Origin of the sequence: Nonomuraea sp. NPDC049725 (assembly GCF_040674795.1) — a bacterium.
GTDB lineage: Bacteria > Actinomycetota > Actinomycetes > Streptosporangiales > Streptosporangiaceae > Nonomuraea > Nonomuraea ceibae.
Window position 1 is genome coordinate 74,139 of sequence record NZ_JBFANJ010000019.1, and the last position, 23,453, is coordinate 97,591.

General features: G+C 72.7%; 20 protein-coding genes and 1 tRNA gene. 11 read left to right on the forward strand and 10 right to left on the reverse strand.

Annotated elements, in window-relative coordinates; genetic code table 11:
• Positions 1–3 precede the first annotated feature (3 nt).
• The 3 genes from AB0J53_RS37095 to AB0J53_RS37105 all read right to left on the reverse strand — a co-directional run bounded on the left by AB0J53_RS37095 (position 4) and on the right by AB0J53_RS37105 (position 3,180).
• Entirely contained in the window at positions 4–939 is a 936-nt protein-coding gene (locus AB0J53_RS37095; protein WP_364180952.1) for a hypothetical protein, read from the reverse strand.
• Positions 940–947: 8 nt separating this feature from the next.
• Positions 948–2,048, reverse strand: a complete 1,101-nt coding sequence (locus AB0J53_RS37100; protein WP_364180955.1) for an endonuclease NucS domain-containing protein — start codon at positions 2,046–2,048, stop codon at positions 948–950.
• A 148-nt stretch (positions 2,049–2,196) separates the two neighbouring features.
• Positions 2,197–3,180 carry a helix-turn-helix domain-containing protein gene (locus tag AB0J53_RS37105; RefSeq protein WP_364180958.1) on the reverse strand — a complete coding sequence of 328 codons (984 nt, stop codon included), beginning with the start codon at positions 3,178–3,180 and terminating at the stop codon, positions 2,197–2,199.
• A gap of 58 nt (positions 3,181–3,238) precedes the next feature.
• Between AB0J53_RS37105 and AB0J53_RS37110 the strand changes: the two genes are divergently transcribed.
• Positions 3,239–4,243 (forward strand): 3-oxoacyl-[acyl-carrier-protein] synthase III C-terminal domain-containing protein, encoded by a 1,005-nt coding sequence (locus AB0J53_RS37110; RefSeq protein WP_364180960.1) that lies wholly within the window; start codon positions 3,239–3,241, stop codon positions 4,241–4,243.
• Complete coding sequence (locus AB0J53_RS37115; RefSeq protein WP_219506778.1) at positions 4,240–4,740, forward strand: isoprenylcysteine carboxylmethyltransferase family protein; 501 nt, start codon at positions 4,240–4,242, stop codon at positions 4,738–4,740. Before AB0J53_RS37110 ends, AB0J53_RS37115 begins: the two co-directional genes overlap by 4 nt.
• On the opposite strand, the gene AB0J53_RS37120 is transcribed toward AB0J53_RS37115, so the two are convergent.
• Positions 4,741–6,522 (reverse strand): asparagine synthase-related protein, encoded by a 1,782-nt coding sequence (locus tag AB0J53_RS37120; RefSeq protein WP_364180965.1) that lies wholly within the window; start codon positions 6,520–6,522, stop codon positions 4,741–4,743. It lies immediately after the preceding gene.
• Positions 6,523–6,666: 144 nt separating this feature from the next.
• On the opposite strand from AB0J53_RS37120, the gene AB0J53_RS37125 reads away from it, so the two are divergent.
• Positions 6,667–8,154, forward strand: a complete 1,488-nt coding sequence (locus tag AB0J53_RS37125) for a von Willebrand factor type A domain-containing protein (protein ID WP_364180968.1) — start codon at positions 6,667–6,669, stop codon at positions 8,152–8,154.
• A 94-nt stretch (positions 8,155–8,248) separates the two neighbouring features.
• Positions 8,249–8,321, forward strand: a tRNA-Ala gene (locus tag AB0J53_RS37130).
• Positions 8,322–8,355: 34 nt separating this feature from the next.
• Here the strand turns inward: AB0J53_RS37130 and AB0J53_RS37135 are convergent.
• Both AB0J53_RS37135 and AB0J53_RS37140 read right to left on the reverse strand, forming a co-directional pair.
• The gene (locus tag AB0J53_RS37135) at positions 8,356–10,962 is read right to left on the reverse strand and encodes an AAA family ATPase (protein ID WP_364180971.1); all 2,607 of its coding nucleotides are present in this window, start codon (positions 10,960–10,962) and stop codon (positions 8,356–8,358) included.
• A 10-nt stretch (positions 10,963–10,972) separates the two neighbouring features.
• Positions 10,973–11,785: an NAD(P)H-binding protein gene (locus AB0J53_RS37140; protein WP_364180974.1), complete on the reverse strand. Its 813-nt coding sequence runs from the start codon at positions 11,783–11,785 to the stop codon at positions 10,973–10,975.
• An 87-nt stretch (positions 11,786–11,872) separates the two neighbouring features.
• On the opposite strand from AB0J53_RS37140, the gene AB0J53_RS37145 reads away from it, so the two are divergent.
• Positions 11,873–12,952, forward strand: a complete 1,080-nt coding sequence (locus AB0J53_RS37145) for an NAD(P)H-binding protein (protein ID WP_364180977.1) — start codon at positions 11,873–11,875, stop codon at positions 12,950–12,952.
• Between the two features lie 70 nt (positions 12,953–13,022).
• Entirely contained in the window at positions 13,023–13,469 is a 447-nt protein-coding gene (locus AB0J53_RS37150; RefSeq protein WP_364180980.1) for a hypothetical protein, read from the forward strand.
• On the opposite strand, the gene AB0J53_RS37155 is transcribed toward AB0J53_RS37150, so the two are convergent.
• On the reverse strand, positions 13,466–14,878 hold the full coding sequence (locus AB0J53_RS37155) for a M1 family metallopeptidase (protein ID WP_364180983.1): 1,413 nt from the start codon (positions 14,876–14,878) through the stop codon (positions 13,466–13,468). The genes AB0J53_RS37150 and AB0J53_RS37155 overlap by 4 nt on opposite strands.
• Positions 14,879–15,017: 139 nt before the next feature.
• On the opposite strand from AB0J53_RS37155, the gene AB0J53_RS37160 reads away from it, so the two are divergent.
• On the forward strand, positions 15,018–15,782 hold the full coding sequence (locus tag AB0J53_RS37160) for a class II aldolase/adducin family protein (RefSeq protein ID WP_219508290.1): 765 nt from the start codon (positions 15,018–15,020) through the stop codon (positions 15,780–15,782).
• A 3-nt stretch (positions 15,783–15,785) separates the two neighbouring features.
• On the opposite strand, the gene AB0J53_RS37165 is transcribed toward AB0J53_RS37160, so the two are convergent.
• Positions 15,786–16,604, reverse strand: a complete 819-nt coding sequence (locus AB0J53_RS37165; protein ID WP_364180987.1) for an SAM-dependent methyltransferase — start codon at positions 16,602–16,604, stop codon at positions 15,786–15,788.
• Between the two features lie 51 nt (positions 16,605–16,655).
• Complete coding sequence (locus AB0J53_RS37170) at positions 16,656–17,606, reverse strand: helix-turn-helix domain-containing protein (RefSeq protein ID WP_219508292.1); 951 nt, start codon at positions 17,604–17,606, stop codon at positions 16,656–16,658.
• A gap of 71 nt (positions 17,607–17,677) precedes the next feature.
• Between AB0J53_RS37170 and AB0J53_RS37175 the strand changes: the two genes are divergently transcribed.
• Positions 17,678–18,943 (forward strand): MFS transporter, encoded by a 1,266-nt coding sequence (locus tag AB0J53_RS37175; RefSeq protein WP_364180991.1) that lies wholly within the window; start codon positions 17,678–17,680, stop codon positions 18,941–18,943.
• A complete protein-coding gene (locus AB0J53_RS37180) occupies positions 18,940–19,599 on the forward strand; it encodes a peptidyl-tRNA hydrolase (protein ID WP_246645586.1) in 660 nt (219 codons plus the stop codon). Before AB0J53_RS37175 ends, AB0J53_RS37180 begins: the two co-directional genes overlap by 4 nt.
• On the opposite strand, the gene AB0J53_RS37185 is transcribed toward AB0J53_RS37180, so the two are convergent.
• Complete coding sequence (locus AB0J53_RS37185; protein WP_364180994.1) at positions 19,589–20,557, reverse strand: DUF3616 domain-containing protein; 969 nt, start codon at positions 20,555–20,557, stop codon at positions 19,589–19,591. The two genes, AB0J53_RS37180 and AB0J53_RS37185, sit on opposite strands and share 11 nt — an antisense overlap.
• A 101-nt stretch (positions 20,558–20,658) precedes the next feature.
• Here AB0J53_RS37185 and AB0J53_RS37190 point away from each other — a divergent pair, with 101 nt between their 5' ends.
• Together AB0J53_RS37190 and ftsH are read left to right on the forward strand one after the other, a co-directional pair.
• Positions 20,659–21,501: a hypothetical protein gene (locus AB0J53_RS37190; RefSeq protein ID WP_357588609.1), complete on the forward strand. Its 843-nt coding sequence runs from the start codon at positions 20,659–20,661 to the stop codon at positions 21,499–21,501.
• Positions 21,502–21,537: 36 nt separating this feature from the next.
• Positions 21,538–23,448 carry an ATP-dependent zinc metalloprotease FtsH gene (gene ftsH, locus AB0J53_RS37195; protein ID WP_308125898.1) on the forward strand — a complete coding sequence of 637 codons (1,911 nt, stop codon included), beginning with the start codon at positions 21,538–21,540 and terminating at the stop codon, positions 23,446–23,448.
• Positions 23,449–23,453: the final 5 nt, after the last annotated feature.

The following is a 23,453-nucleotide window of genomic DNA, read 5'->3' on the forward strand; positions in this document are numbered from 1 at the left end:
CCGTCACGGGATGAGCCGATACAGGCCACGGCCGACCCGTTCCAGGTCGTCGTAAGTCCTCGCCGCGTTGTCCGGCGCGTTTCGGCACATGTGCCCGGTGACCATGGTCCGGATCGTCGTATCCGCGTACCGAGTGCCGCGATCTTTCATCTCACTGAGGACCTGGGCCGGAGTGAAGGTGGCGCCTCCGCTTCGGGTGAGCAAGGCGTGGATCGCCATGAGAATCTCCTGCCGCACACCCTCCCGGCTCCCGGCTGACATCTCGTGAGGTTGTACGAGCACAGGCATCGGGTCGTCGGAAGCATCGTCGGCGGCAAGGCTCGCGGAGGCCGGATCCGGAGGCGCCCCCAGCGGATCCACCTCGTACACAGCCAGCCGTAGCCCGTCATCCACCTCGATCAACACGTCGCGCCACGCCTGGACGTGGTGGGCGGCCAACTCGGCGCCGATGATCTGGGCAGCGGTCGTCGGCAGCTTCGCCGTGTCGGCCGGGCGCAGGCTGATCCGCTCGCCTTCGATGGTCATGCCGTACCGCCGGGCGGCGCCGGTCATGTATCGGCGCAACCGTGCCGTCTCCACATAGACGAAGAGACGCTTCGCCACTCCTGGGAACGCGGCGAGCCGATAGAAGTCCTTGAGCACCTCGCCCAGCGCCATGGTCCACGCCGCGTTCTTCTCGTTCGGTTCTCGTGGGAACTTGAACTCGATCACGACGGGCGGATGATCGTCGACCACCAGATCGATACGCGAGCCCCTGAGCGCCGGATGGGGCCATTCCGCGCGAAGAGCGGCAGGGGCGACGCCCGCGTCGACCAGAGCCCGTGCCGAGGCGAACCGCACGGTGTCCTCCGTCAGCAGCGGGCCCAGACCATTGTGCCGATGAGCACGAAGCTCGGCAGCGACCGCCTCCCAAACTGGGCGCGCGATGCTCTCGTTCACCGGGCCCACTACGCGTCAATCTTGAAGTATTGGGTGGCCTGCTCGATGCTGAACTTCGACCGGAGTCTGCAGGCTGAATTCTGGTTGGCGAACATGCCGGGCTTCCACAATGCCTGGCCGCGTGGAACCGTCGCCTGCCAGTCCACTGGCACGACCCACTCACGACGATCTTGCTCGTCCTGGGGAGCCTCGGTGTGGACGTAGCTGCCCGCCAGGTCGAGCTCCTCCATCCTCCGGGTGACTCCGCCCGTGCTGAGAAGGGCCTCCGGGTAGGGACGTGCCTCAGCTGTGACGGTTCCGACGCCGACGTACCCTGACTGCGGTATGTGGACGAACACCCGGGCGCCGACGGGCAGCGCCCGCAGGGTTCTCGAGTAGAAGTCTCCGCCGCCGGCGGAGACGAAGCCGTAACGGCGCGCGTCTTCCCAGTTGCGTCCCCCCGGCTCGTCACCGAAGGCGACGTACCAGTCCTGTCCGTTCCAGGGCTCCTTCTTGCCGCGGCTCGTGGAGTTGGCGGCCGGGCTGGCGGCTTTGACGTCGTCCATCAGCCAGGTGCGCGCCAGGTAGGACCGCCCATCGTCTTCGAAGTAGCGGAAGAACAGCACGTTGACCGGAACCTGGTGCTCCGTGGCCAGATAGGTGACGATTCGCTCGGTAGCTGCGTCAATCTCACTGGCGACGACCGTCAGCGTATGACCGGTGTTAAGTGATTCGGGAGGGTTTGTGCCGAACCATTCCGCAAAAGCCTGATCGAACTCGCCGCTGTGTCCTCGTCTTCTCGCATAGTCGTCGTAGATGGCGCGGATCTCCTCATTGGTGAGGTTCCGCACCCACGAGCCGTAATCCAGAACCTGCGCCACGACATCCCGCGGAGTCCGGTCTCGCTTCAGTTCCAGGACGTGCAGCGCCCCCTCGGCGTCGATGCCGAGGAGGTCGATGAACTTGCCGTGTGCTGTCGGGACCTGCCTGCCGATGAGGAGCACGGGCAGCCCCAGGATGCTCGGGTCGGTCTCCAGCAGCTCTTCCAGCCGTGATTCCCGGGGCATCTTCGACGTCCCCACCTTGACCGGCTTGCCATCGACCCGCCACAGCCCGATCTCCAACGGCACGGCACGTACCTCCAACGCCCTAGACCGAAGCCTGGCCCCGATCGAGGCGGAGCAGGCAATGGCGTCGATACCCCCGTCAAGGGCGAGGAGTGTTTCCGTCTGGCGATCGTCATCAAGTCGCAAGCAACTCCGATGGGCACCACCCGTGTCAAGAAAGCGGGGTGCGGGGGGTGGTGAAGGTGCGGCGGTAGGCGGAGGGGGTGGTGTGCATGGCCCGGGTGAAGTGGTGGCGGAAGGTGACCGGGCTTTCGAAGCCTACGGCGGCGCCGACCTCCTCGACCGGGGCGGCCGTGGACTCCAGGAGGGGGAGGCTGGCGGCGATGCGCTGGGCGATGACCCAGCGGAGCGGGCTGGTGCCGGCCTGACGCTTGAAGTGCCGGATGAAGGAGCGTTCCGAGAGGCTTGCCGCTCTGGCCAGGTCGGCGACGGTGATGGGGTGGGCCAGGTGGGCCAGGGCCCAGGACATGGCGCGGGACACGGCGTCGTCGCCGCCGACCGGTGTCACCGCCGCCTCCACGTACTGGGCCTGGCCGCCTTCCCGGTGCGGGGGGATGACGAGGCGGCGGGCGACGGCGTTGGCGACGCGGGGGCCGTGGTCGGCGCGGATGAGGTGGAGGAGCAGGTCGAGGCCGGCGGCGCTGCCGGCGCTGGTCAGCACGTCGCCGCCGTCCACGTACAGGACCGAGGGGTTGACCTGGACGGTGGGGAAGCGTTCGCGGAGGAGGGGCGCGTACTTCCAGTGGGTGGTGGCCTCGCGTCCGTCGAGGAGGCCGGCGGCGGCGAGGGCGAACGCGCCGGAGCAGATCGACACCATGCGCGCGCCGCGCTCGTGGGCCTGGCGCAGGGCGGCGACGAGGGGCGCGGAGACGGGGCCGCGGACGTCGGCGACGCCGGGCACGATGACGGTGCCGGCCGAGGCGAGCGTGTCGAGGCCGTGTTCGGCGTGGAGGGTGAAGCCGCCGACGGCGCGCAGCGGCCCGGCGGTCTCGGCGCACACCTTGAGGTCGTACCAGGGGACGCCGAGCTCGGGCCGGGACAGGCCGAAGATCTCCACCACGCAGCCGAGCTCGAACGGCGACATCCTGTCGAAGGCGAGGACGGCGACCGTGGGAGGCGGAGCGGGCGGGGGCATGTCCGGATGTTAGCCCGCGCCTCTCAGCGGCAGAGAACTGGTCATGTACATACAGGGCGTGCAGACCGTTCTGCCGGACCACCGCTACGAGCAGGAGGAGATCACCGAGGCGTTCTCCCAGCTCACGGCGGCGGACGGGGAGCTGCTCAAGCGCTTCCACAGCGCCACCGGCGTCACCGGGAGGAACCTGGCGCTGCCGCTCGAGGACTATCCGAAACTCGACTCGTTCGAGCGGGCCAACGAGATGTACGTGGAGATCGCCCTGGACCTGGGGGAGCGGGCGATCGCGGGGGCGCTGGAGAGGGCGGGGCTGCCGCCGGAGAAGGTCGACCATCTGGTGTTCTGCTCCACGACGGGGCTGGCGACGCCGTCGCTGGACGCGCGGCTGGCCAAGCGGGCGGGGTTGCGCGCGGATGTGAAGCGGGTGCCGGTGTTCGGGCTGGGCTGCGCGGCGGGGGCGTCCGGGCTGTCGCGGTTGCACGACTATCTGCGTGGCTGGCCGGAGCAGACGGCGTTGCTGGTGTGCGTGGAGCTGTGCTCGCTGACGATCCAGCGGGACGACACCTCGATCGCGAACCTGGTCGCGAGCGGGCTGTTCGGGGACGGGGCGGGGGCGGTGGTCGCGACGGGGCACGGCGAGGGCCGGGAGGTCGTGGCGACGCGCAGCAAGCTCTATCCGGACACCGAGCACCTGATGGGCTGGGAGGTGGGCGGTCACGGCTTCCGCATCGTGCTGGACGCCGAGCTGCCCGCGTTCGTGGAGTCGGTGCTGGCGGGGGACATCAGGACGTTCCTCGCGGATTACGGGCTGACGCCCGACCAGGTGGGCACCTGGATCTGCCATCCGGGCGGCCCCAAGGTGATCGACAAGATCGTGGCGAACCTGGCGCTGCCGCCGGAGGCGCTGGAGGTGACCTGGCGGTCGCTGCGCGAGCACGGCAACCTGTCGTCGGTGTCGGTGCTGCACGTGCTGCAGGAGACGCGCGGACGCACGGGGGAGCCGGCCGTGCTGCTCGCCCTGGGGCCGGGGTTCTCCGCCGAGCTGCTCCTGCTGCACTGGTGAGCGCGTACCTGGTCCTGATCGGGCTGGTCGTCGTGGAACGGCTGGCCGAGCTGGTGGTGGCCCGCCGCAACCTGGCGTGGGCGCGCTCGCGGGGCGGCGTCGAGCACGGCGGGCGGCACTATCCGTGGATCGTCGCGGCGCACGTGGGCCTGCTGGTGGCGGCGCCGGCGGAGGTGTGGCTGCTGGGGCGGCCGTTCCTGCCGGCGCTGGGCTGGCCGATGCTCGCGCTCGTGCTGCTCGCCCAGGCGTTGCGCTGGTGGTGCATCGCCAGCCTGGGCAGGCGCTGGAACACGCGGGTGGTCGTGCTGCCGGGCGTGCCGCTCGTCACGTCGGGGCCGTACCGGTGGCTGCGCCATCCCAACTACGTCGCGGTGGTCGTGGAGGGGATCGCGCTGCCGCTGGTGCACACCGCGTGGCTGACCGCGCTCGCCTTCACCGTGGCGAACGCGGCCCTGCTCACGGTGCGGATCAGGGTGGAGGAGCGGGCGCTGGCCTGATCAGGGCTTGGAGACGGGGATCCGTTCCAGGCCCTCGGGCTCCTTGCCGGGGTACGTGCCGGTCAGGAGGGTGCTGACCGTGTAGAGGTGCCAGGCGGTGGCGGGCTTCTTGACCACCGGGTCGGCGAACAGGGCGCGCACCTCGTCCGGGTTCACGACGGGGGTGAGCGCGTCGAGGTTGCCGAGCACCTGCTGCCGCAGCACGTCGGTGAGGTCGGGGCCGGGGCTGGTGCGCCAGCTCCAGCCGCCGCCGGTCTTGGTCGTCGGCATGTGGGGCGGCGGCACGTGGGTCCGTTCCCACCAGCGGGGCGGCTTCATCCCTTCGACGAACCGCCACGGCTTCCCTTCGATGGGGACATCCCGCAGCTCGGGGGCGAATCTCAAAATAAGCGAATAAATCACCTCTTCCGAGAGTCGCCAGCCCTGGTCCAGCGCCAGCGCGGCCCGTACCACCCGGTTGTCCAGGAACGGCCGGACCGGGTCGCCCCGCCGCAGCGACCCCGCGCGAGCGCTGGCCTGCCAGCGGCCGACCTTGTACCAGATGTAGATGTGGTCCAGCGCCTCCAGCCGGTTCTTGCGCGCCTGCCAGGGCTTGGCGAGGGCGCGGGCGTGCTCGTTCGCCTCGGCGGTGAACAGCTTCTCGTCCTTGTAGAACGTGTTGTTGATCCGGCGCAGCAGGGCCTTGTCGCTCAGGTCGGTCTGGAGCAGGTTCAGGCTGCCCGCGCGCAGGGTCTCACCGCTCTGCCCGGACATGGTGGGCTTGCCGGAGTAGGGGAGGTAGCTCACGATCGTCTCGTACGCCGACGTCATCCCCTCGCAGGTGCGCAGCGTCTCCCACGCCCGGCTCAGCGGGTGCTCCACCAGCACGGCGTCACGCTCGGCGGTCTGCTGCGGGGCGATCACCGTGTGCTCGACCTTGAGCTGGGTGGCGATCTGCCGGGCCAGGATCACGTCCGGGTGCGTGTCGAGCCCGTTCGTGGTCACCCGGAACGGCACCCGCGCGGCGTGCAGCAGCGCGGCCAGGATGCGGGTGTCGCGCCCGCCGGTCAGCGCCAGGTTGACCGGCTCGCCCAGGTCGCGCAGCGGCGCGACGGTCGCCAGCAGCGCGTCGGCCAGCTCGCCGATCGCCGCCCGCTTGCGCCGCGCCGTGTCCGGCGCGCCCGCCGCCTCCGGCAGCGGCGTCTCCGTGATCGTCCGCTTCCCGTCGCGCACGTCGATCCGCGAGCTCGGGCGCAGCGCCGTCACTCCCCGGTACGGCGTCTCGTCCGACAGGAAGAAGCCCTGGCGGATCATCGTCTGGAGGGCGAGCACGTCATGGTCGATCCGGTCGGCCTGCTGCGCCGCCAGGTGCACGAGGAGCGCCCGGCTGCCCACCACGTGCAGCTCGGGCGTCTCGGCGTAGAAGACCGGGCAGACGCGGTTGATCGCGGTCGCGGCCGACAGCTCGCCGTCGCGCGCCACCCAGGCGGAGAAGCAGCCGCCCACGTCGCCGGCCGACGGGTCGCCGAGCAGCCGGGCGGCGTCGGCCGGGTCGGCCAGGTGGCCGTTCAGCCCGAGCACCCGCCCGCCGCTCTCGGTGAGCAGCGGCGGCTGCCGGGAGTCGTCGGGCTCGTTCGACCAGCCGAACAGCGACACCCCCCGGCCGTGCCACTCGCCGCCCCGGATCACCTCGGGAGGCACCGGGAAGGCGGTCTCGATAACGGATCGGACCTTGTCCAGGACACGGGCGGGGATCTCGTGGCCCTTCGCGGCCAGCCCCAAATAGACGCGCACGACGACCATGCCTACCGGATATCACCGGTTCACCACAATCGATCACGCGTGGATCGCGGTTTGCCGTCGCTTGCGTCACCGGCCCGGCCACACCGGGGATCGGAGCCGTCATACGGCCTGGAGGTGGCAAAAGCGATGAAATTTCGTCCGTTAATGGCAACTGTCGGAATCGCCGGGCTGCTCGCGCTCGCCGCGTGCGGCGGCCCCGGAGGTCAGCCCAGCGCCGGCGAGCGAGCGGCCCCCCAGGAAGCCCCCCGGGCCACGGCCCAGGCCGAGGACCAGACAGGGCAGGACCGGACCGGGCGGGACCAGGAAGACCGGAAGAACGAGGAACAGGACACGACCCAGGCGCAGATCTCCACGTTCGCCCTGGACGTGGACACCGCCTCGTACGCCTACACGCGCCGCGTCCTCCAGGAGGGCCGCTGGCCCGAGCCCGCCCGGATCCGGCCCGAGGAGTTCGTCAACTCCTTCAAGCAGGACTACGCCGAACCCCCGGACGACGGCTTCACCGTCCACACCGACGGCGCCCGCCTCGACACGCCGGGCCAGGCCGTCCTGCGCGTCGGCCTGCAGACCCGCCGCTCCTCCGCCGAGGCCCGGCGCCCCGCCAACCTCACCTTCGTCATCGACGTCTCCGGCTCCATGGCCGAGACCGGCCGCCTGGACCTGGTCAAGCAGGCCCTGCACACGCTGCTCGACCAGCTCGCCCCCGGCGACCAGGTCTCCGTCGTGGCCTTCAGCGACCAGGCCAGGGTGCTGGCCACGATGACCCCGCTCACCGCCAGGGACGACCTGCACCGGGCCGTCGACCAGCTCACCACCGAAGGCGGCACCAACCTGGAGGCCGGCCTCGTCCTCGGCTACCGGGAGGCCGCCGCCGCGCACCGCCCCGCCGCCACGAACCGCGTCATCCTGCTCTCCGACGGCCTGGCCAACCAGGGCAGCACCGCCTGGCAGGCCATCCTCGACCGGGTCAAGGAGCACGCCGGGCGGAAGATCACGCTCCTGACCGTCGGCGTCGGCCGCGAGTACGGCGACGAGCTGATGGAGCAGCTCGCCGACAACGGCGACGGCGCGGCCGTCTACGTCTCCACCCAGGAGGAGGCCGACAAGATCTTCGCCGCCCAGCTGCCCGCCAGCATCGAGCTGCGCGCCCGCGACGCCAAGGCGCAGGTCGTCTTCAACCCGTCGGTGGTGGAGAGCTACCGGCTGCTCGGCTACGAGAACCGCGCCCTGGCCACCGAGGAGTTCCGTGACGACTCGCGTGACGGCGGCGAGATCGGCCCCGGCCACGCGGTCACCGCGCTGTACTCCGTACGCCTCAAGGCCGGAGCCGAAGGCCAGCTCGCCACCGCCACCGTGCGCTGGCAGGACCCCGACACCCGCGCCCCCAGCGAGGCCACCGGGGCGGTGACCGTCGCCGACCTGGCGGAGACCCTGTGGCAGGGCGCGCCGCTGCGGCTGCAGGTCGACGTGCTGGCCGCCGCGTTCGCCCTTCACATGCGCGACGGGGAGGCGTTCGGGCTCGGCCTGCCCGCGCTCGGCGAGCACGCCAGGAGGCTGGCGGGCGCGGCCGAGGACCCGATGGTGGGCGAGCTGGCCGATCTCATCGCCAAGGCGGGCGCCGTGACCTCCTGAAACGCCGTCCGGCGGCGCGCGGGCCGGGCGCGCCGCCGGATAAAGGCGTACAGAGGGGTGGCTGGAGTCCGTTAGACTGATGCACGCATCGCAAGGGGCTATGGCGCAGTTGGTAGCGCGCCTCCATGGCATGGAGGAGGTCTGGGGTTCGAATCCCCATAGCTCCACCCCTCGTCGCGGCCCTCTGGTGGCCGCCGTCCGTCACAGGCCCAGAGAGGCGAGTTCCGCCCTGGTCGTGACGCCCAGCTTGGGATACGCCTTGTAGAGATGGTGCCCGACGGTGCGCGGGCTCACGAACAGCCGCTCGGCGATCTCCCGGTTGCTCAGCCCGGTCGCCGCCAGCCGCACGCTCTGCAGCTCCTGCGGGGTGAGCCGGTCGGCCAGCCCCGCCGCGTGGTCGCGCGCCGCACGGGTCTCCCCGGTGGCGCGCAGCTCGGCCCGCGCCCGCTCCGCCCAGGGACGCGCGCCCAGCCGCTCGAACGTCTCGGCCGCGCCGCGCAGGTGCGTGCGGGCGTCGGCGGTGCGCCGGTCGCGCCGCAGCCGCTCGCCGTAGAGCAGCGCGGTCCGTGCCTGCTCGAACGGGTAGGTCCGCATCCGTACGGCCCGCTCGAACAGGTCGGCGTCGTCGGCGATCAGCGCCCGGCAGCGCAGCGCCACGGCCTCGGCCCACGGCTGCGCGACCCGGCCGGCCCAGGACGCGAACAGCTGAGTAGCGGCCTCGGCGGGCCCCCTGCGCCCGAGCCGCACCGCCGCCTCGACCAGGATCGGCAGGTGCCCCATCACCCCCATCGGCCGCGAACCGGACACCACCGACTCCATCCGGTCCAGCGCCGCCTCGTGCCGCCCCAGGCCCAGGTCGAGCAGGCTCAGCGCGACCACCGCGTGCACCGCGCTCGGCGCGAGGTCACGCTCGATCGCCTCGGCCGCCAGCTCCCGGCAGCGCTCCTCGTCGCCCTCGACGGCGGCCAGCTCCGCCAGGGTCACCGACAGCTCGATGCGCGGCATGCGCTGGCAGGTGTCGGCGGCGATCTGCAGCCCGTCGGCCAGCGTGGCGCGCGCGTCGGCGTGGCGGCCGGTGAACAGCAGGGTCCGCGCCAGCACGGCCTGCACGGCGGGCAGCACGCCGAGCGCCCCCCGCGCCCGGCACTCCCGCTCCAGCGCGGAAGCCAGGCGCATCGCGCCCTCCATGTCGCCGATGACCAGGTGCAGCCGGGCGAACAGCAGCCGGTCCTGGAGGTCGTCGTGGGGCGGCCCGGCCAGCAGCTCCCTCAGGGTCTCGATGCCGCCGTCGTCGAGCCGGTTGGTGGCCAGCGCCGCCGTGGCCAGCCGGTGCACGTCGGAGTCAGGCGGCACGCAGGCGGCGATCCGGTCGAGCGCCGCGAAGTCGTTGGCCCGCCAGGCCGCCCGCGCGGCGCCGCGCAGCAGGGCGGGCAGCTCCGCCGGGGTGACCTGCCCGGCCGACTCGAACAGCAGGGCGTGCGCCTCCTCCGTCCGGCCCAGCCCGTCGGCGATCACCGCCTTGAGCGCGGCGGCCTCCGCCGAGGCGCCGACCTGGCCGGTCAGGCGGTCGGCCCGCTCGAACTGGCCCGCATCGGCGGCGGCGCGGGCCGCGGCCAGCAGCCTGCGCTCGCGCGTGACCGGGTCGGGGGTGAGGGCGGCGGCGCGTTCGTAGGCGGCGGCGACGGCCGCGTGGCCCCGCCGCTCCCCGGCCCGCAGCGCCGTGCTCTCCAGGGCGGCGGCCACCCGCTCGTCGGGGCCCGTCGCCGCCGCCGCGAGATGCCAGGCCCGCCGGTCGCCGTCCAGGACCTCCGCCAGCGCGCGGTGCGCCTCGGCCCGCCGGCTGGCCGTCGCCCCCTGGTAGGCGGCGCTCCTCATCAGCGGATGGCCGAAGACGAGCCGGTCGCCGTCGATCCGCAGCAGCCCGGCCGCCTCCGCCGGGTCGAGGTCGGGCAGGCCCGCGCCCAGCCGCCCGGCGGCCCGCAGGACGGCGGCCGGCTCGCCGGTGTCGTCGGCCGCCGCCACCAGCAGCACCGTCCGCGTCGCCGCGGGCAGCGCGCCGATCCGGTCGCCGAACGTCCGCACGATCCTGTCCCGTACGGGGACGGGCCCGGGACCCGGCGTGAGCCCCCCGGCGTCACGACTCCGGCGGGCCCGGGCCAGCACGCGCAGCGCCAGCGGGTTGCCGTCCGCCTCGGCCAGCACCTCCTCGCGCACGTGCGGCGGCAGGTCGCCGACCAGCGCCCGCGCCGCCTCACCCGTCAGTCCGCCCAGGCGCAGCTCCGGCAGCCCCGTCGTGGGGAAGCCGGGAGCGTGCGGCTCGCGTACGGCGAACATCATCACCACGCCCTCGGCCCGCAGCCGGCGCGCGGCGAACAGCAGGGCGGCGGCGGAGGCGCTGTCGAGCCACTGGGCGTCGTCGACCAGGCACAGCAGCGGCGCCCGCTCGGCCAGCAGGCCGAGCACCGCCAGTCCGATCATGAACGTGTCGCCGTCACCGTCACTCCCGGCCAGCCCGAGCGCGCCCGCGAGCGCGGCGGCCTGGCGGGGCGGGAGGGCGTCGAGGCGGTCGAGGAGGCCGCCGGTGAGCAGGCTGAGCCCGGCGTACGGCAGCTCGCTCTCCGCCTCGATCCCGGTCGCGCGGAGCACGTGCATGCCGTGGGCTCGGGCCAGGCCGGCGGTGTGGTCGAGCAGCGCCGTCTTGCCGATGCCCGCCTCGCCGCGGACGACCAGCGCCCCGCTCGTGCCCTCGCGGGCGGCGGCGAGCAGGGCGCCGACCGCCGCCTTCTCCTCCGTCCGCCCCCGCAGCATGCCTCAGAGGCTACCGCCAGTGATCGGCCGCCCAGGCGCGGTAGGTCCTGGCCGGGCGGCCGGTGAGCTCCTCGACGGTCGCGGTGACCGGCTCGGGCTCGGGAGCCGGGCCCGTCATCCTGGCGACCAGCCCCTCGGCCACCTCGGCTCCGAAGACGGCCGCGTACTGCTCCCTGACCTCCTCCGGGGACGGCTGCTCGAAGCGCAGCTCGCGCCCCAGCACCTCCGACAGCACGGCCACCCGCTCGGGCGCGGTCAGCGCCTGCGGCCCGGTCAGCACGTGGGCCGTCCCGTCGTGCCCCTCGCCCGTGAGGACGCGCACGGCCGCGGCCGCCACGTCGGCCTCGTGGATGTGGGACCGCGCCCACCCGGCGGACGGCTCGCGGACCACGCCGTCGCGCCGGATGCCGTCGGCCCACTTGAGGTCGTTGGCCGCCAGCCCGGTGATGCGCAGGAACGTCCACGCCGAGGCGTGCTCCCTGATCAGCCGCTCGATCTCGGCGTGCGAGGCGTTGATCGGGTCGCCCGCGCCCGCCGCCGCGGAGGAGAAGTAGACGACGTGCCTGCCCGCCAGCCTCTTGATCGTCTCGGGTGCGGCATGGTCGGCCCGGAGCGTCGGCCAGACGAGGAAGACCTTGCTCACGCCCTCCAGCGCCGCGTCGAGCGAGCCCGGCACGGCCAGATCGCCCTCGGCCACCGGCACGGGCAGCCGCGCCCGGCCCCTGTCACGGGCCAGCGCCCGCACCCCCGGCACCCCGGCCGCCGTCAGCTGCCTGACGACCTCGCCGCCCACGCGGCCTGTCGCCCCTGTCACCAGAATCATGCCTCGACGGTAGGAGCGGCCCTGCCCGGTCAGCATCAGTCGATCGACTGATGCTGACGGTCACGGCGCGACCGTAGCGTCGGCGTCATGAACGAGACGATTCTGGTGACAGGCGCCACCGGCCACACCGGCGGGCACGTGGTGCGGCAGTTGCACGAGCGCGGCGGCGTGACGATCAAGGCGTTGACCAGGGACCCCGCCAAGGCGGAGTTCCCCGAGGGGGTGCTGGCGGTCAAGGGCGACCTGAGCGATCCCGCCTCCCTCGACGAGGCGCTGGAGGGCGTGACCAAGATCTTCCTGGTGTGGCCGACGATGTTCGCCGAGCGGTCGCCCGGTGTGGTGATCCCGGAGCTGGCGGCCCGGGCACGCCGGATCGTCTACCTGTCGGCGGGCGGCGCCGAGACCAACGACGACCCGGACAACGCCTCGCACGGCCGGATCGAGCAACTGATCAGGCAGCACGCCCAGGAGTGGACGTTCCTGAGGTCCGGCGGCCACATGAGCAACGACCTCGGCACCCCGGTGCCCGCCGACGGCGTGGTGCGCGGGCCGTTCCTGAGCTGGGCGCGCTCGCAGATCCACCCCCGAGACCTCGCCGCGGTGGGCGTGCGGGCGCTGCTCACCGACGACCTGCTCAACACGGCGACGCCGATGCTGACCGGTGAGGAGCTGATGACCGGCGCCGAGCGGATCCAGGTCGTGGCCGAGCTGGTCGGCAGGCCGGTGAAGAGCGTGGAGGAGCTCGCGCCCGAGGAGGCCAGGGAGTGGTTCCTGGCGTGGGTGCCGCCGGAGGACGTGGACGCCGTCATGGCGACCATGAAGGAGGTCGCCGCGCGGCCCGAGCCGGTCGTCCCGGCCGTCCGGGAGATCCTCGGCCGGCCGGCCACGCCCTACCGGGAGTGGGTGCTCGACCACCTGCCGGCGTTCGTGGAGCCGACCGCCGAGGGCGTCGGCCTGGCCTTCGTCAGCCTGGTCAACCGGGGCGAGAGCGCCGCCGTGACCCGCCACCTGATGGCGTCCGGCCAGGTCAGCGGGCCGGTCGAGGGGCCCTACCTGCGGGCGGGCGACGACCGGTTCGCCGTGCGGTTCACCGCCGAGTCCGCCGTCGGCCTCTACACCGTGCGCGACGGGCGGATCGTCGCCGAGGAGCGCTTCTCCACGCCGTGAACCCCGGGGCCCGGCTCGCCCGGCCGGCGCGAGGACTGCTATGAAGGCAGGCCGGGAGAAGAGGGGCGTCTTGCTGGAGATCTTGACCTTCGTGCTGCTGATCGGCCTGTTGCTGCTGGCGCTGGCCTGGCCGGTGGCGGTGCTCGCCGTTCTCGCGCTCGCCGCCCTGTCCTGGTGGCGCCACGGGCGGCGGCCGGCGTGGGCGCCGCCCGCCGTGGCGGCGGCCACGGCCCTCGCCGCCTACGGCTACGGGCTGAGCACGACGACGTTCGGGGCGTGGACGGACCCGGACGACCGGTGCGGGCTCGCCAGGCCCGACCTGTACGCCTACGGTCATCGCGGCCCGGAGTCCGGGGCGCTGAGCATGTGGCCGCTGGGCGACACCACGTGCGGCCCCGACCTGGTGCCCGGCTTCGTCAATCCGCTGATCGTGGGATCGGCGGCGGTAGCGGTGGCGGCGACGGTGGCGCTGGTGGCCCGGCGTCGCCGGGCGGCGCTCGCGGGGGAGCGGGGCTAGTCCTTGGGGCTGGTCTTCGAGTCGAGCCAGTCGTCGATCAGCGCGGTGAAGTCCTCGCCCGTGTGGTGGTTGACCCAGGCCGTGAACGACGCCCGGTCCTGGCCGGTGTTGCGGTGCTCCTGGGCCCAGGCGCGGGTCATGGCGAAGAACCGCTCGTCGCCGATCCGCTCGCGGATCTCGTGCAGCATCAGCGCGGGGCCGTAGTAGATGTTGCTCCCCGCGAACCAGTCGCGCCGGTAGTCGCCGGGCGGGCCCTGCCTCTTGCGCAGGTCCCTCTCGTGCACGCGCACGTCGGCCATGAGCTCGTCCATCGTGCCCGGCTCGTGGTCGGCGTGCCACTGGAGCTCGAAGTACATGGCGAAGCCCTCGTTCAGCCACACGTCCTTCCAGGTGCGCGGGCCGACGCTGTCGCCGAACCACTGGTGGGCGAGCTCGTGCAGCACCACGGAGGGCTTCAGGTACTCGCCGCCGAGGGTGATCATCTGCTGGGTCTCCATGCCGGTCTCGCTGGTGGAGACCAGACCGGCGCTGGGGAAGGGGTACGGGCCCACCCTCTTCTCCATCCAGCGGATCAGCTCCGGCGTCCGGCGGGCCACCGGCAGGGCGGTCCTGGCGTCGCCGGGGCGGATCCAGTAGGTGATCGGGAGGCCGCGCGGCCCCTTGTCCCGGTGCAGCCGGTACCGGTCGGCGGTGAACAGCGTCAGGTAGCTGGCGACCGGGTCGGTCGACCTCCACAGGTAGGTGGCCTTGCCGCCCTTCTCGCTCCTGCCCCGGTACGTGCCGTGCGCGACGCCCGCCCAGCCCTTGGGCACGGTGATGGCGACGTCGTAGAGTGCCTCGTCCGACGGGTGGTCGTTCACCGGGAACCAGGTGAAGGCGCCGTAGGGCTCCTGCAGCGCCCAGATGGACCCGTCGAACTGCGGCTGGGCGCCGAGGTAGCGGAGGTCGTAGCGCCGCTGCCCGGAGGTGTGCGGCTCGGGCACGCCGTGATAGCGGACGACGACCCGGGCGCCCTGGTCGGCGGCGAGCTGGGCGGGCAGCGGGATCGTCAGGTCGTCCTTGCGCCGCTGCGGCTTGACGGCCCTGCCGTCCACGGTCACCTTGTCGATCTTGAGGGCGTGGCCGAAGTCGAGCCTGATCTCGCTGATCGGCTCCACGGCCCGCAGGGTGAGCGTGGCGGTGCCCGTCAGGGTGTGGGCGGACGGCTTCCAGCCCAGCTTGAGGTCGTAGTGGAGGACGTCGATCGACGGGTTGCCGTAGGCCGGGTAGACGGGATCCTCGACCGGCTGCGAGCGTCCCTTGGCGTAGGGGGTCAGGTCCACCGGTGGGGAGGCGGTGACCGCCGAGGCGGTGCCGCCGCTGGTGGCGGTCAGCGCCGCAGCCAGGACGAATATGGATAATCTCCGCATCCGCGTCAGCCTAGGGATCTTGGGAGCGCGTGTCGAGACGCGTCAGGACATGACGTACAAGACCCTTTTGGTATGGGGTGGGAGGGTGGAGCCGCGTTACCCTGCGCTCAGAATCGGGTTCTGAGCCATAGGGAGAGCCATGCCGGACAACCTCGTCTTCCGCCAGCCCCCGACCTTCGACAGCCTGGAGGAGGAGCGACTGCATCGCAAGCAGCGGCTCGCGGCGGCGCTGCGCATCTTCGGCAAGTTCGGCTTCGAGGAGGGGATCGCCGGGCACATCACCGCCCGCGACCCGGAGCTGACCGACCACTTCTGGGTCAACCCGTTCGGCATGTCGTTCAAGCACATCACGGTCAGCGACCTGCTGCTCGTCGACCACGACGGCAACGTGGTCGAGGGTGACCGGCCGGTCAACCGGGCGGCGTTCGCCATCCACTCCCAGGTGCACCAGGCCAGGCCCGACGTGGTCGCGGCGGCGCACAGCCACTCGGTCTACGGGCGGGCCCTGTCGGCGCTCGGCCAGACCATCGAGCCGATCACCCAGGACGCCTGCGCCTTCTACCGGGACAACGCCCTGTTCGACGACTACACGGGCGTGGTGACCGAGGTGGAGGAGGGCAAGCGCATCGCCGCCGCGCTGGGCGGCAACAAGGCCGTCGTGCTGCGCAACCACGGCCTGCTCACGGTCGGGGAGACGGTCGACTCGGCCGTCTGGTGGTTCGTCACGATGGAACGCTCGGCCCAGGTGCAGCTCGTCGCCAAGGCCGCCGGGCAGGTCGTGCCCATCGAACCGGCCAACGCCGCGCTCACCCATTCGCAGGTCGGCACCGAGCTGGCCGGCTGGGTGAGCTTCCAGCCGCTGCACGACCAGATCGTCCGCGAGCAGCCCGACCTGTTCGACTGACGGCTAGGCGCGGGCCACGCCGGCCAGGATGCCCGGCCGCTTCAGGTCGGGCGCGGCCGGCGGCGCCTGCGGGTCCCAGTCGGCGACCGGGACGAGGCCCGGCTCCAGCAGGTCGAGGCCGCCGAAGAAGCCGGCGATCTGGTCGCGGTCGCGCCGCGCGATGCCGCCCGCCGCCGTCGCCGCGTAGACCTGCTGGCCGGAGCGTGCCACCCCGTCGTCGGCGTCGCCCGCGTAGATGTGCGACAGCACCAGGTGGCAGCCCGGCCGCAGCCGCTCGCGGATCCGCGCGGTGACGCGCGCCGCCTCGGCGTCGTCGGTGACGAAGTGCAGCACCGCCACCAGCAGCACCGCGTACGGGCGCGTCAGGTCGAGGTGGCCGGTGACGCGCGGGTCGTCGAAGATCGCGTCGGGGTCCCTGAGGTCGCCCTCCACGGCGATGGCGCCCGCGTCGCCGGCCAGCAGCGCCCGCGCGTGGACCTGGACGATCGGGTCGTTGTCGACGTAGACGACGCGCGAACCGGCGGCGTGCCGGCGGGCCACCTGGTGCACGTTGTCCTGGGTGGGCAGGCCCGCGCCGATGTCGACGAACTGGCGGACGCCGGCGTCGGTCAGCTCGCGGACGGCCCGGCCCAGGAAGGCGCGGTTGGCGCGGGCGATCTCGCGGGCGTCGTTGCCCATCTGGCGGCCGATCTCGATCATCCGCTCGGCCGCCTCCCGGTCCGAGGCGAAGTTGTCCTTGCCGCCGAGGTAGTAGTCGTACATGCGCGCGACGCTCGGCACCCGCACGTCGATCCCGGCGGGCGCCTGCTCGGGGCCGCTCACGCGACCACCCCTCTCGTGGACGACACGTAGACGATCTTCCCGGAGGCGATTCTAGGCACGCCGGAACGTGTGCCGATAGGCCAGCGGCGAAACCCCCACGGCGGCGTGCAGGTGCTGGCGCAGCGACACCGCCGAGCCGAACCCGGCCCGCCGCGCCACCTCCTCCACGCCCAGATCGGTCGTCTCCAGCAGGTGGCGGGCGTGCTCGACGCGCTGCCTGGTCAGCCAGCGGGCCGGGCTCATCGCCGTCTCCTCGCGAAAGCGCCTGGTGAACGTCCGCACGCTCATCCCGGCGTGCCCGGCCAGCGCCTCCAGGTCGAGCGGCGCGTCGAGCCGCGACAGCATCCACGCGCGGGTGGCGGCGGTGCCGTTGCCGGAGGCGGGCGGCAGGTGGCGCTCGATGTACTGGGCCTGGCCGCCCTCCCGCCACGGCGGCATGACGCACCGCCTGGCCGCGCGGTTGGCCACCTCGCTGCCGTGGTCGCGCCTGACCACGTGCAGGCACAGGTCGAGCCCGGCGGCGACCCCGGCCGAGGTGAGCACGTCGCCGTCGTCGATGAACAGCACGTCGGGATCGAGCCTGACCTTCGGGAACAGGGCGGCGAAACGGGCGGCGTCGCGCCAGTGGGTGGTGGCCCGGCGGCCGTCGAGCAGCCCCGCTGCCGCCAGCACGTACGCGCCGGTGCAGATCGACATCACCCGGGGCCGCCCGCGCAGCGCCTCGCGCAGCTCGCCGGGGATCGTGCCGTCGCGCATCACCTGGCCGCCGTGCACACCCGTGACCACGACCGTGCCGGCGGTGTCGAGCACGTCCAGGTCGTGGTCGGGCAGCACGCTGTAGCCGGCCGAGCAGCGCACCGGCGCCCGGCCCGGCGAGCACGTCACCACCTCGTACAGCTTCTCCCCGGCCGGCGACTCCGCGGTCCAGAACACCTGGCCCGGCACGCCCAGGTCGAGCGGGGCGAACTGGTCGAGCACGACGACCGCGATCCGATGCGCCATGGCCGGATTCTTTCACATCATGGCCAACCGGCCACTCGCGGCCATATCGGCAGTTGTCCAAGGATGGACGCATGACTGTGAGCACCACCCCTGCCAGGCGCGTCCGGGTGCACCGGGCCTGGTTCGTCGCGGCCGTCGCGTTCGTCGCCATCCTCGGCGCCGCCGGCTTCCGCGCCACCCCCGGCGTCCTGATCACACCGCTCCAGGAGGAGTTCGGCTGGGGCAAGGGCGTGATCTCGCTGGCCGTCTCGATCAACCTGGTGCTCTACGGCCTGACCGCGCCGTTCGCCGCCGCGCTGATGGACCGCTTCGGCATGCGCCGCGTCGTCTCGCTGGCGCTGCTGCTCGTCGCCGTGGGCAGCGGGCTCACGGTGCTGATGACCGCGACCTGGCACCTGATGCTGCTGTGGGGCGTGCTCGTCGGGCTCGGCACCGGGTCCATGGCGCTGGTGTTCGCGGCCACGGTGACCGACCGGTGGTTCGTCCGGCACCGCGGCCTCGTCACCGGCGTGCTCACCGCGGCGGGCGCCACCGGGCAGCTCGTCTTCCTGCCCGTGCTCGCCCACCTGGCCCAGGGGCCCGGCTGGCGGGTCGCCTCCCTGGCCGTCGCCGGGTCGGCCCTGGCCGTGGTGCCGTTCGTGTGGTGGCTGCTGCGCGACCGGCCCGAGGACGTGGGCACCACCGCGCTCGGCGCCGACCCGGACGCGCCGCGTACCCCGGCCTCCACCGTGAACGCCGCCGTCCGCGCGCTCACCGTGCTGCGGTCGGCGGCCCGTACGCGCCCGTTCTGGTATCTCGCGGGCGGGTTCGCGATCTGCGGCGCCAGCACGAACGGGCTCGTCAGCACCCACTTCATCCCGGCGGCGCACGACCACGGCATGCCCGAGCCGATGGCCGCCGGGCTGCTGGCCGTGATCGGGATCTTCGACATCGTCGGCACCGTCGCCTCCGGCTGGCTCAGCGACAAGGTGGACCCGCGCATCCTGCTCGGCGTCTACTACGCGCTGCGCGGGCTGTCGCTCATGGTGCTGCCGAGCCTGTTCGCCGCCACCGCCGAGCCCAGCATGCTGATCTTCATCGTGTTCTACGGGCTGGACTGGGTGGCGACCGTGCCGCCCACGGTCGCGCTGTGCCGCAGCGTCTACGGGACCGACGGGGCCGTGGTGTTCGGCTGGGTGTTCGGCGCGCACCAGGTCGGCGCCGCGATCGCCGCCGTCGGCGCCGGGCTCGCCCGCGACCAGCTCGGCGCGTACGACGTCGCCTGGTACGCCTCCGGCGCCCTCTGCCTCCTGGCCACCGGCATGTCCCTGGCGATCAGGCATAGTAAGGGGCGATGAACGACGCAGAGCTGATGGTCCTGCCCCTCGTGGTCAGGATCGAACGGGCCACGCCCCCCGAGCGCACCGACGCCCTGGAGGCCGCGGCGACGGCCGTGCTGAGCCTGCTCGACGACCCCGGCGAGTGGGCCGCCGAGCTGCATGCCTGGCAGTCCACCGGCAAGATCCGCAAGGTGGTGCGGCGGGCCAGGGGCGCCGAGTGGCGCCGGGCGCTCGCGCTGCCCGGCCGCACGATCGAGCACCGCAGCGCCGAGGTGCGCGTGCACCCGCCGGTGCCGCTCGACGACTGGCCGCGCGACCTGGCCCGGCTGCAGGTGTCCGGCACCGAGCTCGCCGACACGCGCGAGCCCGGCCCGGCCGAGCCGCCGGTCCTGTGGGAGAACGCGCGCCTGGCCATGTCCGCGGGCAAGGCGATGGCGCAGGCCGGGCACGCCGCCCAGCTCGCCTGGTGGGCCAGCGACGACGCCGGGCGGGCGGCCTGGCGGGAACGCGGCCTGACCGTGTCGGTGCGCGCCGCCGCCCGCGAGCCGTTCGACGCCCTGGCCGCCGCCGGGCTGCCGGTGGTGCGCGACGCCGGGTTCACCGAGATCGAGCCCGGCTCCAGCACGTTCGTCGCCGACGTCCCGTGGCTGCGGGCCGACTCGGCTAGAGCGTGAAGACGTCCGCCAGCACCCCGCCCGCGGGCGTGATCCGCGCCGGTGACGGGCTGTCGTAGACGACCATCAGCCGCCCGTCGTCGAGCAGCGCCAGGCCCTCCGGATGGTCGCAGCCGACACCGTACGGAAGCTCCAGGACCGTCTCCAGCTCGTCCGCCGGGACCAGGAGCTCGCGCCGGGCGCCGATCCGCCAGCGCACCACCCGCACCGGCCCGTCCAGGTCCATCGTCGGCCCGGCCAGCAGCAGGAGCGAGCCCCGGTCCGGGCACATGTCGCGCACGCCGAGCCCGCCCAGGTCCAGGAAGTGCTTGCGGCACGGCTCGGCCAGGCTCAGCCGGCCCAGGCCCGCCTCCTGCGGCCGCAGCTCCAGCACCACCGCCCAGCCGCGCAGCACCGGCCCGCGCAGTCCCAGGTAGACGCGGCCGGCGGTGACCGCGATGCCCTCCACGTCGAAGCCGTTGTCCTTGCCCGGCAGCGCCAGGAACGGCCCCAGGTGCGGGTCGTCGCGCAGGTGGCCGGTCAGCTCGCGCGGCCCCGACATGATCGCGCCGGGCTGCGGCGCGCCGGTCCGCGGGTCCAGCGGCAGCCGGACGAGGATGAACCGGTTCTCCTCCCGCACCACCGTGGCCAGCCGGGCGGAGGCGCGTCCGGGGTCCTTGGACTTGACCTTCTTGCGCTTGAGCGCGTGCGAGCCGGTCAGCCACAGGAAGCCGTCGGACCTGGCCAGGCCCTCGATGTCGGCCTCGTCGTCCGGCCCGGCGGGCAGGTCCACGTAGTCGGCCAGCCGGTGACCGCGCTGGTCACCGTAGTGCTCGCCCGTCCACGACAGGTGCTCGAACGTGGCGGTCTCGTCGCCGGCCACCCACAGCCCGTGCGGGCTCTGCCGGACCGCCGACAGGTTCGTGTGCGTCCGGGCGGTCCGGGACGCGAGGTCGAAGCGGAGCTCTACCTGTTCCACGCAGTCATGATGACACTTCGATAGCTTCCGCCACTTAAAGGGCTGTTATGCCGTACGCTCCCGTCGTGCTCGATGGGGAAGACGGGACAGAGGGTGCCCGAGTGAAGACCAAGATCCGGCCTGGCAGCCCTCCGCCCAAGCGCTCCCGCATCGGGGACCTGCGCATGGGGGTGGTCTACCGCGGGCTCGCCGTCGTGGCGGTCGTGGCCGTCGCCGCCGTCACCGTGGTGCTCGTCCGCCCCTCCGACCCGGACGAGGCAGGGCAGCGGCCGATCGCCGCGCCATCGGCCGTGCCCGCCTCGTCCGCGCCACCCGCGTCCACCCCGCCGGCCTCGCTCGATCCGGCTCCGACGCCCGTCGCCGTCGACTCCACCCCCACCCCCAAGCCGGGCTCGTCGCTCGCGCCCGGCTACACGGCGATGGAGGCCCTGTACGCCGACGACCGCCTGCCGAGACTGCCCGCCAAGATCCGGCGGCTGAAGCTGCCCGCTCCCGCCAAGCGCCTGCTGAAGGACAAGCGCGCCGGCCTCGCCCTGCCGGACCTCGGCCGCCCCTGGAAGACGTACGGAGCCGCGCCGTTCACCAGCAAGCAAGTGCTGCCCAAGCTGCGCGGCGACAGCAGGCGCGGCATGCTCGTGAGCTGCCCGGTGCCGATCAAGCCGCAGAAGTCCCCCCGCGACACCGCGCTGCTGGCCGCCCGCTGGACGCTCAACCACCACCCCGAGGGCGCCAAGGTCCGCTGGCTGGCCTCCCAGCCGGTCAAGCGCGGCTGGATGCTCGTCTACCAGGTCTCGTACGGCAAGCGCAGCTCGCGCGCGGCCGTCGTGGTGGCCGACAGCGGAATGGCCAAGCCGGGTTTGGCGTTTGTGACAGTGCCTGACTCGCAGCGCAAGAGGTGGCGCGACATCACGCGTGTGGTCTCCGGGGTGCGTGTCCTAGGCTAATTGATCATCATTGCGGCGATTTGGGGGAGTGGCGCCGTGGAAGAACGGACTGGATCGCCGCAGGTGCCGAAGAAGGGCAAGGTCAAGCCGCCCTGGCGGGCCGAAGGGCTGCCCGGCACCCCAGGCGGCCGCCCGAAGATCAACTGGTGGCGGTTCGCCGTCACCCTGCTGGTCGTCTACGCGGCGTTCTTCTTCGTCTCGTCCTTCTTCGACAGCAACCAGGTCGAGACCGTCTCCTACACCGAGTTCACCAAGCAGGTGAACGGCGGGAACGTCAAGGAGATCTACGCCACCGGCCTGTCGGTCGAAGGTCATCTCAAGAGCGCGGCCAAGGACCCCGGCAGCGGCAACCAGTCCTATACGGACTTCCGCACCGAGATCCCCACCTTCGCCAACACCGACCAGCTCTCGCAGCAGCTCAACGCGGCAGGCGTGGAGATCAAGGCGGAGCCGCTCACCTCGGGCCGCGGCTTCTTCCTCAACCTCCTGCTGTCGCTGCTGCCCGTGCTGCTGCTGGCCGGGCTGTGGATCTGGATCATGCGCCGCGGCGCCAGCATGATGGGCGGCGGCGGGCTCGGCGGCCTCGGCAAGTCGAAGGCGGCCAAACCCCTCGAAGCGGGGCAGGTGCGGGTCACGTTCGAGGACGTGGCGGGCATCGACGAGGTGGAGAACGAACTCGTCGAGATCGTCGACTACCTCAAGGATCCCGACAAGTACCGCAGGCTCGGCGCCAAGCTGCCCAAGGGCGTGCTGCTCGCCGGCCCGCCCGGCACCGGCAAGACGTTGCTCGCGCGGGCCGTCGCCGGCGAGGCCAAGGTGCCCTACTTCTCGGCCAGCGCGTCCGAGTTCATCGAGATGATCGTCGGCGTCGGCGCGTCCCGGGTCCGCGACCTGTTCGAGGAGGCGCGCAAGGTCGCCCCGTCGATCGTGTTCATCGACGAGATCGACGCCATCGGCCGGGCACGCGGCGGCGCGGGCGGCATCGGCGGCCACGACGAGCGCGAGCAGACGCTCAACCAGATCCTCACCGAGATGGACGGCTTCTCCGGCGCCGAAGGCGTCATCGTCATCGGCGCCACCAACCGGCCCGAGGTCCTCGACCCGGCCCTGCTGCGGCCCGGCCGCTTCGACCGCACCGTCCAGGTCGGCCTGCCCGACCAGGCCGGCCGCACCGCCATCCTCGGCGTCCACAGCAGGGGAGTGCCGCTCGACGGCGCCGTCAGCCTCGACCAGCTCGCCAAGACCACGCCCGGCATGACCGGCGCCGACCTCGCCAACCTCGTCAACGAGGCGGCCCTGCTCGCCGCCAAGCGCGGCAAGGAGAAGGTCGGCATGGCCGACTTCGCCGACGCGCTGGAGAAGCTCCAGCTCGGCGCCGCCCGCAGCATCGTCATGCCCGAGGACGAGCGCACCCGCACCGCCTACCACGAGGCCGGGCACGCCCTGCTCGGCATGCTCCAGCCCGGCGCCGACCCGGTCAGGAAGATCTCCATCATCCCGCGCGGCCGGGCGCTCGGCGTCACGCTGTCCACCCCCGACACCGACCGCTACGCCTACGACGAGAAGTACCTGCGCGGCCGCATCACCGGCGCGCTCGGCGGCATGGCGGCCGAGGACGTCATCTACGGCGTCATCACCACCGGCGCCGAGAACGATCTGGAGCAGGTCACCATGATCGCCCGCGGCATGGTCGGCCGCTGGGGCATGTCGGCCAAGGTCGGCCCGCTCACCATCCTGCCCAGCGACGGCCAGCCGCAGGCGTCGCCCGCCACCCTCGCCATCGTCGACGAGGAGGCGCGGCGGATCGTGGACGAGTGCTACGCCGACGCCGTGCGCATCCTGCGCGAGAACCGCGACAAGCTCGAAGGCATCGTCGCCGCCCTGCTGGAGCACGAGACCCTCGACGAGGCCACCGCCTACGGAGCCGCCGGTTTGGCCAAAAGTTAGCGAGG